General features: G+C 36.3%; 7 protein-coding genes and 3 tRNA genes. 3 read left to right on the top strand and 7 right to left on the bottom strand.

Annotated elements, in window-relative coordinates; all coding sequences use genetic code 11:
• Positions 1-976 precede the first annotated feature (976 nt).
• Entirely contained in the window at positions 977-2,116 is a 1,140-nt protein-coding gene (locus ACFIKD_RS01195; RefSeq protein WP_375646993.1) for an MFS transporter, read from the top strand.
• A 541-nt stretch (positions 2,117-2,657) separates the two neighbouring features.
• Here ACFIKD_RS01195 and ACFIKD_RS01190 read toward each other — a convergent pair.
• The 4 genes from ACFIKD_RS01190 to rplU all read right to left on the bottom strand — a co-directional run bounded on the left by ACFIKD_RS01190 (position 2,658) and on the right by rplU (position 7,928).
• Positions 2,658-2,747: transfer RNA gene (locus ACFIKD_RS01190), tRNA-Ser, on the bottom strand.
• Positions 2,748-3,222: 475 nt separating this feature from the next.
• Positions 3,223-5,754, bottom strand: a complete 2,532-nt coding sequence (ptsP, locus tag ACFIKD_RS01185) for a phosphoenolpyruvate--protein phosphotransferase (RefSeq protein ID WP_375646992.1) — start codon at positions 5,752-5,754, stop codon at positions 3,223-3,225.
• Positions 5,755-7,166: 1,412 nt separating this feature from the next.
• Positions 7,167-7,436 (bottom strand): 50S ribosomal protein L27, encoded by a 270-nt coding sequence (gene rpmA, locus ACFIKD_RS01180; RefSeq protein WP_273787451.1) that lies wholly within the window; start codon positions 7,434-7,436, stop codon positions 7,167-7,169.
• 12 nt (positions 7,437-7,448) lie between these two features.
• The gene (gene rplU, locus ACFIKD_RS01175; RefSeq protein WP_375635449.1) at positions 7,449-7,928 is read right to left on the bottom strand and encodes a 50S ribosomal protein L21; all 480 of its coding nucleotides are present in this window, start codon (positions 7,926-7,928) and stop codon (positions 7,449-7,451) included.
• A gap of 285 nt (positions 7,929-8,213) precedes the next feature.
• Here rplU and ACFIKD_RS01170 point away from each other — a divergent pair.
• Positions 8,214-8,303, top strand: a tRNA-Ser gene (locus ACFIKD_RS01170).
• Positions 8,304-8,616: 313 nt separating this feature from the next.
• Here ACFIKD_RS01170 and pgi read toward each other — a convergent pair.
• The 3 genes from pgi to ACFIKD_RS01155 form a co-directional block, all read right to left on the bottom strand.
• Positions 8,617-10,281, bottom strand: a complete 1,665-nt coding sequence (gene pgi / locus ACFIKD_RS01165) for a glucose-6-phosphate isomerase (RefSeq protein ID WP_375644403.1) — start codon at positions 10,279-10,281, stop codon at positions 8,617-8,619.
• 189 nt (positions 10,282-10,470) lie between these two features.
• Positions 10,471-13,605, bottom strand: a complete 3,135-nt coding sequence (locus ACFIKD_RS01160) for an efflux RND transporter permease subunit (RefSeq protein WP_375646991.1) — start codon at positions 13,603-13,605, stop codon at positions 10,471-10,473.
• The gene (locus tag ACFIKD_RS01155) at positions 13,602-14,741 is read right to left on the bottom strand and encodes an efflux RND transporter periplasmic adaptor subunit (protein ID WP_375646989.1); all 1,140 of its coding nucleotides are present in this window, start codon (positions 14,739-14,741) and stop codon (positions 13,602-13,604) included. Before ACFIKD_RS01155 ends, ACFIKD_RS01160 begins: the two co-directional genes overlap by 4 nt.
• A 366-nt stretch (positions 14,742-15,107) precedes the next feature.
• On the opposite strand from ACFIKD_RS01155, the gene ACFIKD_RS01150 reads away from it, so the two are divergent.
• A tRNA-Arg gene (locus ACFIKD_RS01150) sits at positions 15,108-15,184 on the top strand.
• Positions 15,185-15,762: the final 578 nt, after the last annotated feature.

Raw genomic sequence — 15,762 nt, 5'->3', positions numbered from 1 at the left:
ACAGAGAGAAACATTGATCATAACAGTTTATTAGGCTAAACGCAGAATATTTATCCTAATAATTGATGATCGAATTGTAACAGTATAGTTTTTTGATCATCATAAAGAAAAAAGTAGAGAGCATGTTTCTTTTAGTTAAGGAAGAGTGTTGCTCATTTTTCTTTCTAAAAGTAAGCAAATTCAAAGATAATTTTTTTGTTCTTATAGTGGTGATACAATAATTGTCGAAGTCCGTGAAGGGGAGATTCCAATACATTATTACAAAGTTTAATAAAAGCTGGAATACTTAAAAACTCTTTAGCTGCTATAATGATTTAAGAATACCAGATTAGGATACGGGCAATTCAAGAGTTCAAAACTTTGTGATAATATTGGTTTAGAATTACATCCTGTTCATTCAGACGAGATGAGCCGATTATTATATGTCATAGAACCATATGGGCGGGAAATTAAAAAAAAGCTTATCCAGAATCTGACTTAAAGGTTTTGGGAACTTTAGTAGTAAGATTGGCTTGGTCTCATGTTACCCAAAAATTAGCACCCAATCTTGTTGTGACTAGACTAAATTTAGAAGATCTGCTCACTGAAAGTTTTATAATATTATGAAATGATAAAAATATTAATATTTCTTCTTGTCCCGCACATGAAACAGATGCTATTTGTATTTGTTATCCTTTGCACCATTGTTCGAAATATATTTTAGATGGTTGTCACTTGAAATATGTCTTGGAAAATTATTTGGCAAGAGAACTTGCCCATATGTATTGGAAAGTAATTTCCTATTATTTGTCTCAATCTATGGGCGCAACGTTATCAAGTATAGAATTCATGCTGACAGATGACTCGCAAAAAATAAGTACCTACAACGCATTTGAACTAAAATTTTATGAAAAACTGGAATTTAGTACCGAACCATATTTGACAATGGAGAAAATCATAAAATGGCTCGAGTCTCTGTTTAAGAGTGAGAAAGCTATTGCGTAATTCTGTTTTTCTTATGATTTTGATTGGTTGTTTGACGAGTTTTTGTGCTAGTGGTGTATTATCTATTGGCCTTTCTTTGTTACAATTCCAAGATACAACTGGAAAAGCATCTGCTACTTTAAATGTTGTTAATTTAATCGCAATTGGAATTGCAGGCTTATGTTTGGGAAATGTGTTGGTGCGCTATCAAGGCTTTATAATTGGGTTTTATAGTCAAATTATTTGCGCTTGTTTATTATCGTTCTTATTATTTATGAACAATCCGGTACTTATTTTATTTGTATTTTTTTTACTTGCTCTCTTGATGGGGGCTGATAATCCAAATAACAACAGTGCCTTGAATCAGCTGGTTCCAGCTCCCAAACAAAAAGCTGGAATTTTTGCATTTTATACTAGTTGCTGTCAGTTTTTTGTTATTATATCCCCATTGCTTATATATTTTATAATTGCGCATTTGGGGCACAAAATAGCCATAGCCTTTATTGTGTTTATTTATCTTTTGAATGCCAGCCTATGGTTTCGTATAAAATCTATACAACAAATAAACAGAGTAAAAGAGCTATTAAAAAAGCCATCTCAAAAAGCTTATGGAGTTGGTTTTAGGTGCCTTTGGCGGGTTTCTGCGTTGCGTTTTTTAACGATTAATCGTATTTTGAATAATTTTCTCTATACGGGGCCTATTGTTCTATTGCCACTTGTTCTTGCATCTATAACATCAGATAATACAAAATTTACAGCTATTCAAAATACTATTTTTGCTTTGTCAGCACTGGGTTTTGTAGTCAATGGTCTTATCTCATCCTATTATTTACGAAAATTTCCATCTTTAATTCGTTTTTTTGTATGGGGAACACCGGCTTTTGCAGTGATCGCAATCTCTTTTGTTTTATATTTAAATTTTACTCAATATTCCCTTTATATTATGGGCTTTTTATTAGGTATTGGGCAATTTTATTTTAGGGTATCGGGAATAACAATTGGACAAGCTATCACACCTAGTGAAAATTTAGCCGAGGTGATTTTGGCAGGCGATGCCAGTGTGCGCATCATAACAGCTTTATTCTCTATTGTGCTTTTATATGCCGGAAATTTTTTTTATTTTCTACATTATACGTCCTGTGTATATTTATAGGTTTTTGCGCCCCTTTATTTATTTTACACGGACTATCTATTTACATACAAAGCTTAGAAATAAAAGAAAGCACCGCATGAATGATCTTCAATTATTATATTACGTCAGCCTTTTTTGATTATCGTATAGATAAAAATTTTGTACAAATATTCATGACATTAATTTTAAATGAGCACATTGCGTGAGAAAAGCTGAGGTGTTCGTTACCTCTCATGTGGATAAAACGCATTTAGCCCGTTAATCGGAATTGCAAATAGCACTATGATCACCATTAATTCTGAAACTCTATCAGAAGTTAGTGATAATGGCAAAAATCCCTTAATGATATTTGAAGAGATCGTTTATGCTAGATCAGGTTATCTAAAGATCGAGAGGAGAGTAACTTAGAAGTTATAAAATTCATGGAAATTCAACTGCAATTTCTAGGTATACATAATGACAGATACAGATCAGCGCAAACTGGTCAATTGCAAACAGTAAAAAAATCCTGAGCTTTTTAAGCTATGTCATATCAAGCATATGAAAATTCGTTTTAAATTAATGGCGGAGAGAGAGGGATTCGAACCCTCGATATGGTTTCCCATATACACGCGTTCCAGGCGTGCGCCTTCAACCACTCGGCCACCTCTCCAGAAGTCTCGCACTATACCCAGAAAGAAATAACGTGCAAGCCTAAATTATACATTCAAAGTTCAAAAAAACAAATTCATTTATTAAAGTAAGAGCTTATATCTGTTGAATAACAAGCACATCCTTTCTTTTTAAGAAAAAACTTTTTCCGTGGATAGGTTTGTATAATACAATAATGGGAATAAAAAGATTGTCACATCTATCTCATACGGTGTCTATGAATGGTATAAAATCTATTGAATAGCATCATCTTTCCTTAAATAAAAAGTACAAGCCAAGTACCATTACGCTATTTATCCCCTAATGTTGCAACATCCCTTGCTATTTGAGAGAATGTATAAAAGGCATTTATTCTTTCTTAAAGTGTTTTTCACACGCTACTCCTCCCTGTAACGTATAAAAGAATAATGTTTTACAGCACTAACGATCTGATTACTCTGCAAAATGAGTTAGCTCGTTCCCCTTAATGTTCTTTATCACCTTATATCCTTGCTTAGAGCACGTACAGCTCGTGCAGTTTCACATTGTAATGCTTTTTGTGCTAAAATTTTCATATCTTCAAAACTATGAGTCTGCAAACACGCCTTTACTGGAGAAATATCGCAAGATATCATAGAAAGCTCATTAATTCCCAACCCAGTCAAAATCATTGAACCAAAAGGATCTCCAGCCATACCACCACATACGCTAACCCAACACTTATGTTGTGAAGCTCCCTGAATAGTCTGATAAATCATACGTAAAACTGCTGGATCAAGGCTATCAGCTTCAGACACAAGGTACGGGTTTTGCCGATCAACAGCCATTGTATACTGTGTTAGGTCATTGGTTCCAATTGAGAAAAAATCAACATGGGCGCTCAACACATCTGCCATAATGGCGGCGGCTGGAACTTCGATCATAATACCAAGTTTTAATTTTGGTGCATCAATATCATTGCGGATTTCTTCTGCAATCTTTTTTATAGTAACAATCTCTGAAACAGACATTACCATCGGAAACACAATCCATAGATCTCCGCCTTCTTTTGCTGCTCGATACAAAGCACGTAATTGAGGCACCAAAAGATCACGTCGACGTAACAAAAGCCGCGTCCCTCGAACACCTAAAAAAGGATTGTCCTCTTTAGATAAATGTAAATGCGTAACCTGTTTATCCCCACCAATATCGAGTGCACGAATAATTAATGGCTTATCTCCTACAGCTGTAATCATCTCCCGATATATATTAAATTGTAGCTCTTCATCCGGAATATGAGGATTCTCTAAAAACAAAAATTCCGTGCGCATGAGTCCAACACCTTCAGCCCCCAAATCAAGCGCAACAGGAACCTGATTTGCGTAGTTGACATTAGCCATGATACGAATTCTTTGACCATCTGTTGTTTGCGCTGGTAATCTACACGCACTTATTTCACTGACACGTTTTTGCACAATAGTATCAATATGCCTTTGAGCATCTTCAACGTCTTCAAGCGTAGGATCAAGGTAAATAAACCCGTTATCGCCATCAATAATAGCCTGAATATCAGACTGAATCGCTAAAATATCACCACCTGCAGCAACAACCATTGGAATACCAAGAGTACGCGCCAAAATAGCTGTATGAGATAATGGACCTCCCCATGCTGTTGCTAATCCTTTTACCTTTGTACAATCAAGTTGTGCTACATCAGAAGGAGAAAGGTCATTTGTAACTAGAATTACACCATGTGGAATATCATTTAAAAAGAACGATCTATAGGATGGATTGATTTCACCTAAAACACGTCGACCAACATCAACTAAATTAACAGCACGTGCTGCTAACAAAGGATTATCTACCTTAAAAAACATATCTGAAAATTGACGAACCGCTCTATCCCAAGACCAAGCGACACCATGACCTTCTGCTATAAAACGACAAGCTTGAGCTATTAAATTTTCATCTTCAAGCAAAACCATTTGCGCAGAAAAAATCGCAGCAGAATCTGCTCCCATACGCACTGTAATATCAGAAATCACAGATGCCATTTTATGTTTTGTTTTTGTAAGAGCATTTTCAAGACATGCCGCACCAGCTGCAAAATCAATTGGCTGGTCTATTATGGAAATATCATTTTGCCTTAAAACAAAAATCTTACCAAATGCTAATCCTGAACTTGCTCCAACACCAGAAATGCCTTTTTGCATAGAGCGTGGACACCAACCATGAAAAGCCTTTGTTTGAGATTCCATTGCTCTCATCAGGCATTTTTCACTAATACTCACTTTTTTTGCAATAGCAATGGCATCATTGAGAAGTTGTGCTCCTTCTGCAGCATCTGTAGAAAAAATCAGAACATCACCGTTTTTTGCTCCTAATTGCAATAAACCAACCAAATTTTTCATTTCAACGGCATATTGACCATGACGAACTCTGATAGAATTTTGAGCCTTTTTCGCAAAATCAACCCAAAGAGAAGCTGGTCGTGCATGAAGACCACTTGGATAATCTAAAGTCCATTCCTGACACACCGAAAGGTCACCAATAAAAGTTTTTTCTATCTTCATATCTTGATCAAACAAAGTTGTAACAATTTGCTGTTTGTCCATAGTTGTTGCAAGTACTTCAAGCTGTTTTTTATCAAATAAAAGAGACGTCAATTTTTTACAAATTTCTCTATAGCGATCTGGACACGCTGCAATAGCAATAACCAAATGTGCTTTCTTGCCATCCTGCCACTCAACACCAGCAGGAACCTGTATAACAGCAACAGCGTCCTTGATAATTAAATCACGATTTTCAGCCATACCATGGGGAATGGCTATACCGTTTCCAAGCCAAGTATTGGTTGTTTCTTCACATGCGAGCATGCTTGCCAGATAACACTTATCAACCGCACCAACCTGCACAAGCAATTCAGCAGCAGCATAAATTGCATCATTTTTATGATCAAAAGCAGCTGCAAGTTGTACAGATCTTATAGACAAGATTTCACTCTCGATAAAATCTACATTCATTGCTTCTGCTTTCTCACATCTTATCATGAATTCAAATTGCCTCACATTTGAACACCAATATCTCTGATAAATTCCTTTTCAAAGCTGCATTTCCCAAAATACAAGCTATAAATACCACCACAGCTCTCTTTATATTTTACGAAATGTAGCTAAGTGAGGTGCTTAAATACCTCAATATAACCGATAATACAATTGGATATCATCATCTAGCGAGGTGCTTAAAAGCATCATAAGCAAGTCTGCCTCTTACTCTTTTACTTTACAAAGACAAAACCCCGATTTTTACAGCACCAATCACCTAAAAAACTATGTTTTAAAAACGCTCTCATTATCCCAAGTTATTCAACATAACTTTTCATTATTCTCCCTAAAAGAAAGCATCCTTCCCAATCATCTGTAACTTCAGTTAATATTTTAACTGATTCCTCAAAGTTTATTTAACCTATTATCCCTCTTTATAAATTCATTACATAATTATAAATTGCTCCATGCAACTTATCATCTTTAAAATTCCGTGCAGCTCATCCTATGATGCTAACTTATTGATATATAACATCTATGTATTTTAAGATACTCCTTTACTTCAATCAATATCGCAAACACACAATATTCTCTGTCGCATATTTGCAAAGTACGAGCATCACCCAAGCACCATCATCAACTACTAAAATCAAGAAAAACGCTACAAATAAGATAAATAAAGTAAAAAATGAAAAGCAGTTATTGCCTTAACCCCAGCTTTTATGCTTGTTTATTTTCAAAAATGTACAATACAATAATAGTGAAATCAGAAAAAATATTCTTGAAGAGCGCTGATTGCACATTGGTTGTTTTTATATCTTTAAACAGCGTCCTCCTTAAAAATATAATTTCACTCTCGATTTACCGAAAACTCCTTAATGCACATCACTTTCAAAGTAGTTTTGACTGCCATCTTATGGATTTTTTATCCCTATATCCTTTTAAATGAATAGCCCCACCTATCCACACCACCACCTAAAAACAGTATGACAACTCATCAATACTACAATGCCAATAAAAAGATCCATCTTTATCAAAATGATTACATAAATAATGCTTTCATTAAATTTCTCATAATTTCCTGAAAACAAACTGCTTCTCTTATAAAGAAATTACTAAACACTTCTTCATGCATAAAAAGAAAGTCTCTCCTTACTATCATTATACAGAAATTTATCAACAAATTCTATCATAATATCAATACGTTCAGTACTAAATACTAACATAACACCGCACAAGTTCCTCCCCTCATTGAGAAAAGTCATTTCCCCAATTCCACCTTTTTCGTACATCTTCTACATTTATTATAGTACCAAAACAAAAAGGGAAAGATGAAATTCTATCTTTCCCTTTTAATACTTATAAAACCACAACTACAATTCAATGGAATCCCGTTGATTGCTAGAGAGTGTTACAGATTACTCTGCTGCCTCCACCATAGGAATGACTGAAACATAGGAACGATCACCCGCTTTGCGTTGAAAAGAAACCTTTCCATTTGATAATGCAAAAAGCGTATGGTCTTTTCCAATGCCGACATTGTTGCCAGGATGCCAACGTGTACCACGCTGACGAATAATAATATTTCCAGCAATAACGGTCTCACCACCAAATTTTTTAACGCCTAGACGTTTCGATTCTGAATCGCGACCATTACGCGAGGAACCACCAGCTTTTTTATGTGCCATAGACGCTCTCCTTTAATCTTTCTTACTCTTTGATGCTACAGACGCTTTCTTCTGTGACGCAGTCTTTTTTTCAGCTGTTTTTTTAGCCGTCTTCTCAACAGAAGCAGTATCTTTTGTTTCTTTTGGTGCAGTTGCCTCTTCTTTTATCGGCTTTGCAGCTGCTTTTTTAGTTTTTGAACCACCCATTAAAATTTCTAAAACACGAAGCTTCGTAAATTCTTGACGATGACCACGCGTGCGTTTAGAATTTTGACGACGGCGCTTCTTAAATGCGATAACCTTGCGCCCACGTGCCTGTTCTACAATCTCAGCTGTCACCAATGCATCAGCAACGACAGGGGTACCAATAACCGCATTACCTTCTTGCCCAACCATCAATATGTCATTGAATTCAACAACATCACCCGCATTTCCACTAACTTTTTCAACTTTCACCACTTGATTAGCAACAATGCGGTATTGCTTACCACCAGTTTTAATGACTGCGAACATTTTTTATCCTTCCGTTCACTCCAGCTCTTATTTAATTTCTGCCTTGAAATAAGGGAAAATAGGCTGCTTTTTATCAGTCGTAATAGATTTTAAAGAAGGATAAAACCTTCTTCAACACAAATATGCGCAGATTTCCCCACGCTCATGTTCCGTATATATGAAGGAATTTCTATTCTCTGTCAATAAAGTCCCATAAAAAAGAAAAAAAGGTTGTACCAAAAACAATTGAAGGTTATCTACCCCTTATACACTCAAATAGTGCCGATTTTTGTTTCACTTTATTATGGAGAGATGGCTGAGTGGTTGAAAGCACCGCACTCGAAATGCGGCATAGGGGCAACTCTATCGGGGGTTCAAATCCCTCTCTCTCCGCCAAAGTTTATAAAGCGATATTATTAAAATGTCTTTAATCGTAGCTTGCCGGTGGATTCTGTATATTTTTACCTAGTGTAGTTTGTCAGCAGGTTTTGTATCAATCCATTTTTCAAAAGATCTTCAAGACTTTTCAAAGGTCTTTATCATTTTTGCATAAATTCTCATTTTTACAATTTTTTCACTTTTTGGTTTTCTGTTACATAAATATAGTTCAGATAATAAGAGAATGCATAGTAAAATCAAAGAATTATCTCATATTTCTCTCTCATTCTACTTTTGCTTAGTTAGTACAAAATCTGCTGTCAAATTATATTTATTTTGCACGTCTTTCTTGAATATGTGCTAGCAACCCTAATGTTGAACTATCGCGATTATCCGCTTGACTTTCTCCACGAAGAATTGGTAGTAACTCATTTGCTAATTCTTTACCAAGTTCAACCCCCCATTGATCAAATGAATTAATATTCATTAAAATCCCTTCAACAAAAATACGATGTTCATAAAGCGCAATAAGACGACCGAGTGAAAAAGGTGTTAATAAATCTTGAACCAACGTAATGCTGGGACGGTTTCCTTTAAAACTTCTATGAAGTGCTAAATGATCTGCTTCACCCTCATCAACTCCATTTTTTATCAAGATATGCCGAGCATCTTCAATACTACGCCCCTTCATCAATGCTTTTGATTGTGCTAAACCGTTTGCTAGCAACATCTCATACATAGAATGTAAATTTTGCTCATGCCCTTTTATAAATAAAATAAATTCTACAGGAATAATATCTGTTCCTTGATGCAGAAGCTGAAAAAAAGCATGTTGACTATTTGTTCCTGAATCCCCCCAAACAATCGGACCACTTGAAAAACTTAATGGTTTTCCATCCAGCGAGACTTGCTTACCATTTGATTCCATATCAAGCTGTTGTAAATAAGCTGGAAAATGTATTAAACGCTGTGCATAAGGAATGATAGAACGTGATGAATAACCACAAATAACACGATGCCAGAATCCTAAAAGAGCAAAACGAATAGGTATATTTTTATGCAAAGGCATAGTTTTAAAATGTTGGTCCATTTGCAATGCACCGTTGAGAAATTGGCGAAAATTTTCACCACCTATTGCAAACATAACAACAAGTCCAATGGCTGACCAAATTGAATAACGCCCTCCAACCCAATTCCAAAATTTAAAAACTCTTGTGGAATCTATGCCAAATTCTGCCACTTTATCAAGCGCACTTGAAACAGCAACAAAATGCGTACCAACGGCTTCTTCTCCTAAATGTGAACAGATCCACTGACGTGCAACTTGAGCATTTACCATTGTTTCAGCCGTTGTAAAAGTTTTAGAAGCAATGACAAACAGCGTTGTTGCTGGATTCAAAATAGAGAGAGTATCAGAAATATGGGCACTGTCAGCATTAGAAACAAAATGACACTGTGGACCATCATGATAAGGTTTTAAAGCATATGTGACCATTTCAGGACCAAGATCAGAACCACCAATACCAATATTGACAATATCACTTATTCTCTCGCCGCTGTTTCCCTTATAACTGCCATCACGTACCTTTTCAGAAAATCTTTCCATATCTTCAAGGACGTCTTGAATATCGCGAATAAGATTATGACCATCCAACATGAAAATTTCATCAGCAGGTAAACGTAACGCAATATGAAGAACTGAGCGTTTTTCAGTTGTATTAATCGCCTTACCAGAAAACATTGCATCACGCCGGCCTAACACATCTGCTGCGACAGCTAAATCATCTAGAAGTTGCAATGTTTTAAATGTCACACCACATTTTGAAAAATCAAAAAGAAGATCATCAAGTCTGAGGGAAAAATGGGAAAAACGCTGTTCATCTTCTACAAAATGTCGACGAATATCATAGACCCCATCCTTTGCGGCATGGTTTCTTAAAGCTTTTAATGTGGCTTCAAAAGCCTTTTCATTTCGAATCGAAAAGCTATCTCCCATAAGCTTATCCTATACGGTTATTGATAATGAAATCTATGCCCAAACCATAACAAAGCAGAAAGCGTCTCCTTTATTGCTCGCTATTTTCACTGCTCACATAAAAATGAAGGAATATACAAAATAAAAGGATAAGATCCGAAAATGATATTTTTACAGGAATAAACTTTCAAACCTTTTCTATCAGATACATCATTTAACTTGATTGAGTTCTTTTGTTAAGCGTAAATCTTCTTCTGCTTTTGGTCTTATAAAACGCCCCAAAAAAAGATAAACAACCGGTGTGACATAAAGCGTAAAAATAGTTGCTAAACCTAAGCCACCAACGATAACCCAACCTAAAGCTATACGAGCTTCTGCGCCAGCACCTTTGGCTAAAACCAAAGGAATACCTCCTAAAATGGCACAAATCATTGTCATACAAACTGGACGAAGTCGAATATTTGCTGCTTCTTCTACGGCTTCACGCACGCTTCTTCCCTGATCTCGTAATTGATCTGCAAATTCAACAATGAGAATACCATTTTTTGCCATAACGCCAATTAACAAAATTAGTCCAATTTGGCTGTAAATATTAAGACTCACACCACTTAATAGCATAGCAATTACAGCACAACCAATCCCTAATGGGACCGTAGCCATGATAATGAATCCTGAAATAAAGCTTTCAAACTGGGCAGCCAAAATCAATAAAATAATCAAAAAAGCAATGCCAAAAACAATCATAAAATTGGAAGATGTTTCATTAAGCGTTTCAGCTTCTCCTAAGGGAACCACGTAGATTCCTTTTGATAACAAAGGAGAAGCAATTTTCTGTACAGTTTGATAAGCTTCCCCTAAAGCGATACCTGGAGCAAGATTTGCGCTTAAAATAACAGCGCTCATGCGTTTTTCCCGTTTTAATTGGGGAGCGATAGCTTTTTCATGTAAATGCGCAATAACCGATAAAGGAACATATCGATTGTCTTTAGTCTTTAAGAAAATATTTTCTAAATCACTGGGACTCTTCATAGAATTTTTACGCGATATCAATTTAACATCGTAAGAATGATCATCCACGTTAATGGAACCAATCTTTTTACCATCCAACATTGCTTGTAATGTATCGCCCAAATTGGTGATATCAATCCCTAAATCGGAGGCTTTTTTTCGATTGATTTCAATAAAAAATTGTGGTTGTGTTGCATCAACAGTAAGACGTGGTCGAATAAAACGCGGATCATCTTGTAAAGCACTCACCAGCTTATCAGCAATGGGTTGTAGTGTTGCATAATCGTTGCCAAGAATTGCAAATTGTAATCCTTGCCCAGTTCCTCTCACACCTAGAGAATTTCCCTCCGCAGCAAACACAAAAACTGCGGGAAACTGTCTAACCTTTGCATTAACATCCTTCACAATTTCTTGCTGACTACGTGAACGTTCATCCCAAGATGAAAGCAATAAAACCAAAAAAGCAGTATTGGGTGAACCACCAATACCCGCAATAGAGTAACTGTTAGCAATCTCCCCTGCATCACGTAATGGCTGTAGACTTGCTTCAATTTGCTCTACCTGTTCGTTCAAATATTGTGTTGAAATACCTTGTGGTCCATTAATAACCAAAAAGATAAGAGCTCTGTCTTCTGCTGGAGTTAATTCCTGTTTCAGCTTCATATAGCCTCCGACACAAAGACCCGCAAAAATAAGTGAAGCAAAAACAACAGACCAAGGCTTTTCTAAACACTGATGCAAACTGTAAGTATATGCCTTATGAAGAAAAGTACCTAATTTATATAAAAAAGTAAAATGATGGGACTTTTCTTCTTTCTCCTCAATATGTTCTTTGAGAAAACGTGAAGCCAACATGGGACAAAGCGTTAAGGCAACAATTGAAGAAAGCAAAATAGAAATTGCCAAAACAAAACCAAATTCTCTAAAAAGCGCTCCAACTTGCCCAGGAAGAAAGGAAATAGGAACAAATACAGCCACTAAAGTCAATGTTGTTGCGACAACAGCAAAAAAAACTTCACGTGTTCCTAACACCGCTGCAGCTCTGGAACCTAACCCCATATTGCGCCATCGAACAATATTTTCCAGAACAACAATGGCATCATCCACAACAAGCCCTGTTGCTAAAACAAGTCCTAAAAATGTGAGAATATTTAATGAAAATCCCACAAGATAAATAGCTGCAATGGTACCAATTAAGGCAACAGGAAGAGATAAAGCAGGTATCAGTGTTACACGAATGTCTCTGAGAAAAAGAAAAATGACTAAAATAACGCTCAAAATAGCAATGACCAACGCAACCTCAACCTCATGAAGGGCACTTTTAATAAAAATTGCATCGTCATTAATAACGTCTATATGTACAGAAGAAGGAACAATACTTTTGAGATTATCAACAACGGCTCTTACACCTTGAGAAATATTAAGCGTGTTGGATTGTGCTTTCCGCACGATACCTAATCCAATACCTGTCTTTCCATTGATACGAAGAATAACCGTTTCTATATCCGGCGATAAAGTAACATGCGCAACATCGCCAAGATGCACATGAGGCTTTAAAACAACTTGTTCAAAAGATTCTGGTGTTGTTAGACGTGCAGTGGCACGGACAACTAAAGTTTGCTTAGAATTGCGTAATGATCCTACTGGCACATCCGTTGTCATATCAGCAAGAACACGTGAAATATCTGCTACAGTTAATCCATAACTTGCAAGTTTTGCTTGATCTATATCAATCTGAAAAATCTTTGTGCGAGCACTATCAACCTGTACATCACCAACACCATCAACAGCAGAAATTGCATCAACAATCTGATCATTTACAATCGTTGTTAAATCATCAATACTCATTGTTGGTGACGTCACAACCAAATACATCATGGCAGCAGCATTCGAATCTGCTTTAATGATCAGAGGGGTATCTGCATTTTTTGGTAAAGAATAAGCAATACGAGACAGAGCATCACGAATATCAGATGCCGCTACATTCAAATCAACACCGACATTAAAATTAATCTGCACACGAGAGCGTCCAAAAGAAGATGTTGAAGAAATTGTCTTAACACCTGAAACACGAGAAACAGCATCTTCTATAACTTTTGTTACTTCACGATCAATGGTTTCTGCTGACGCACCAGAAAACATCGTCACAATCGTTGTTACTGGAGTATCAACATCGGGTAATTCTCTTACATCAACATTCAACCATGCTGCAAATCCTGCAATGATGATCATAGCATTTAAAACAAAAGTAAAAACCGGTCTGCGAATAAATAAGGCAATGAGACCACCTTGCTCCACCTTTGACATAGGCTGTTTTGTGCTCAATTCTTGGCTCATTGTATATCCGTTCCATAAACCGCTGATAATTGCTGTTGGTGGGACTTTGGATCATCAATAGTTACTTTACTTCCTGGATAAAGCATTTGCACCCCTTGAATGACAACTTGATCACCATTTTCTAGAGGAGCTTTCACGAAAACCTGATCCGCTTTATGCTGAATAATTGATACGGGAATAGACTCTACTTTTCCTTCTCTCACACGCCAAACGAATGACCCTTTACTATTCCATTGAACCGCAAGAGGATTAACGACAGGAAAAGAACCACCATGAAATTGCAATACAACAGAAAAGGACATACCAGACATGAGCGTATCTTTTTCATTATTGATTTCAACCTGAGCATGAAGCGTGCGACTTTCTGGATCAACAATATTATCAATCGCATAAATATGACCAACAAAAGATTTATCTGGCTGCGCAGTTAATGTTGCCGTTACCTCATCTCCTTTATGGATGCGCGACACATATCGTTCAGGGGCCCATATATCGACCAAAATACGTTCTCTATTCTCAATACGGCCTATTACAGTATTAAGGGTCACGTTATTCCCCACATCAACGGGCAAAATACCAACAACTCCAGGAATCGGTGCACGAATTGTTCGCCGATCGAGATCTAATTCAGCATTACGCAACACTAAATTTGCGTTATCCAACTCTAAACGTGCTGTAATTTCTTGAACTTCCGTTGCTGTATTGCTGGCGCGTAATTTAAGAATGCGCGAAAGCGTTAATGCATTATTATCACGTTGTACTTTTGCTTTTGCAGCCGCTATTTCCTCTTTTTTAGAATCAAGCTTTGCAATCACATCATCGACTTGTACTTTTGTACCAGCTGATACAAAAAGCTTATCAATAACACCTGAGGATAAAGGGGTAAGATCGACTTCTGCAAGAGCTTTTCCACTCCCAAGAACGTTAAGTTGTTCATAAAAATCTTGAACTTTTACAAGATCAACGACAACATTCGCCGGTGGTCTTCCCATTTTTTCCTTTGAAGCTTTATACGATACTCTTGTTTTATCCACCATAGAAATGGGTTGTTCTGCACTCTTTTTTCCAGCCCAATAAGTAACCGTTAAAACGACGATTAAAAACACCAACGGAAAGCTCTTTTTTAATAACGCCATACATCCACCCTTGCTGTGTCATGTTCATCTGAAATAGTTTTCAACAGTAATATCGGTGTTTTACACAAAAACCAAACAGCGGGTGTGTATATCTTACCCCCCACCGCAAAAAACACATCTCATCTTTGCTTGACTATCTTTCATAGATTAAAACGTCAAGTTAACTATCGTTCATATTGCTTTGTACAGTCACAACAAAAAATGATTATATCAAAACCAACTGAAACCATAATATATTATATCCTTTTTTAAAATATCTCATAAAAAAGAGAGTTTTTTTTATTACTATCCAAGTTTCACTTGCATTTCTTTAATGAAACGATTAGGAACCCTTTGTCGTAGATAATGTAAAAAACTGAAATGTATGCACCCGTAGCTCAGCTGGATAGAGCACCAGACTACGAATCTGGGGGTCAGGAGTTCGAATCTCTTCGGGTGCGCCATTTATCAATAATATCTTCTTATAAATTCAGGCTCTTTAAATTCTTTATTTTGTGATTTATTTTTGCCTATCTTTGTTTTTTGTATTTTGTTACTTCATTCTGTTGTGAGTCGTTTCTTTAGCCATTTTGCTAGAATAAGATATTATGAGTCCTTCAATTCAGCTCCAAGGTGCTTTTATTAGCTAATAATCATAACGATTGCATAAGCAGCGTGTGTTGTTTTCTTTTTTCGATCTATGCGCTTGTTTTTAGTCTCTTCCGGATTATACTCTTTAATCAGTTAGATAATTTTTTGCGTGCTTATTTCTAATTTTTCCATAACTAGATGTTTCTGGATATTTTATTCCTAGCAATCCCATCTTAATAGGGACTTCAGATGTGCCGCCATAAAACACTTATGGTATCCATTAATATCATTAGCATTTTGTTGCAAACCAAAGCTTCTTTTCGAGATATTTTTAATTGAATTAAACATATTTTTACTGCTTAAAAGCAAAGAAACTCTTTTTCCTAAAAAACAATGAAACTCTTCTCGTGCTTCTTTAGCATTATCTCTTGTATAGCATATCATCGACTTC

Origin of the sequence: Bartonella sp. CR84HXZ (genome assembly GCF_042194535.1) — a bacterium.
In the GTDB taxonomy this organism is placed as follows: Bacteria; Pseudomonadota; Alphaproteobacteria; order Rhizobiales; family Rhizobiaceae; genus Bartonella; species Bartonella grahamii.
This window is presented reverse-complemented; position numbering and strand designations above follow the sequence as displayed.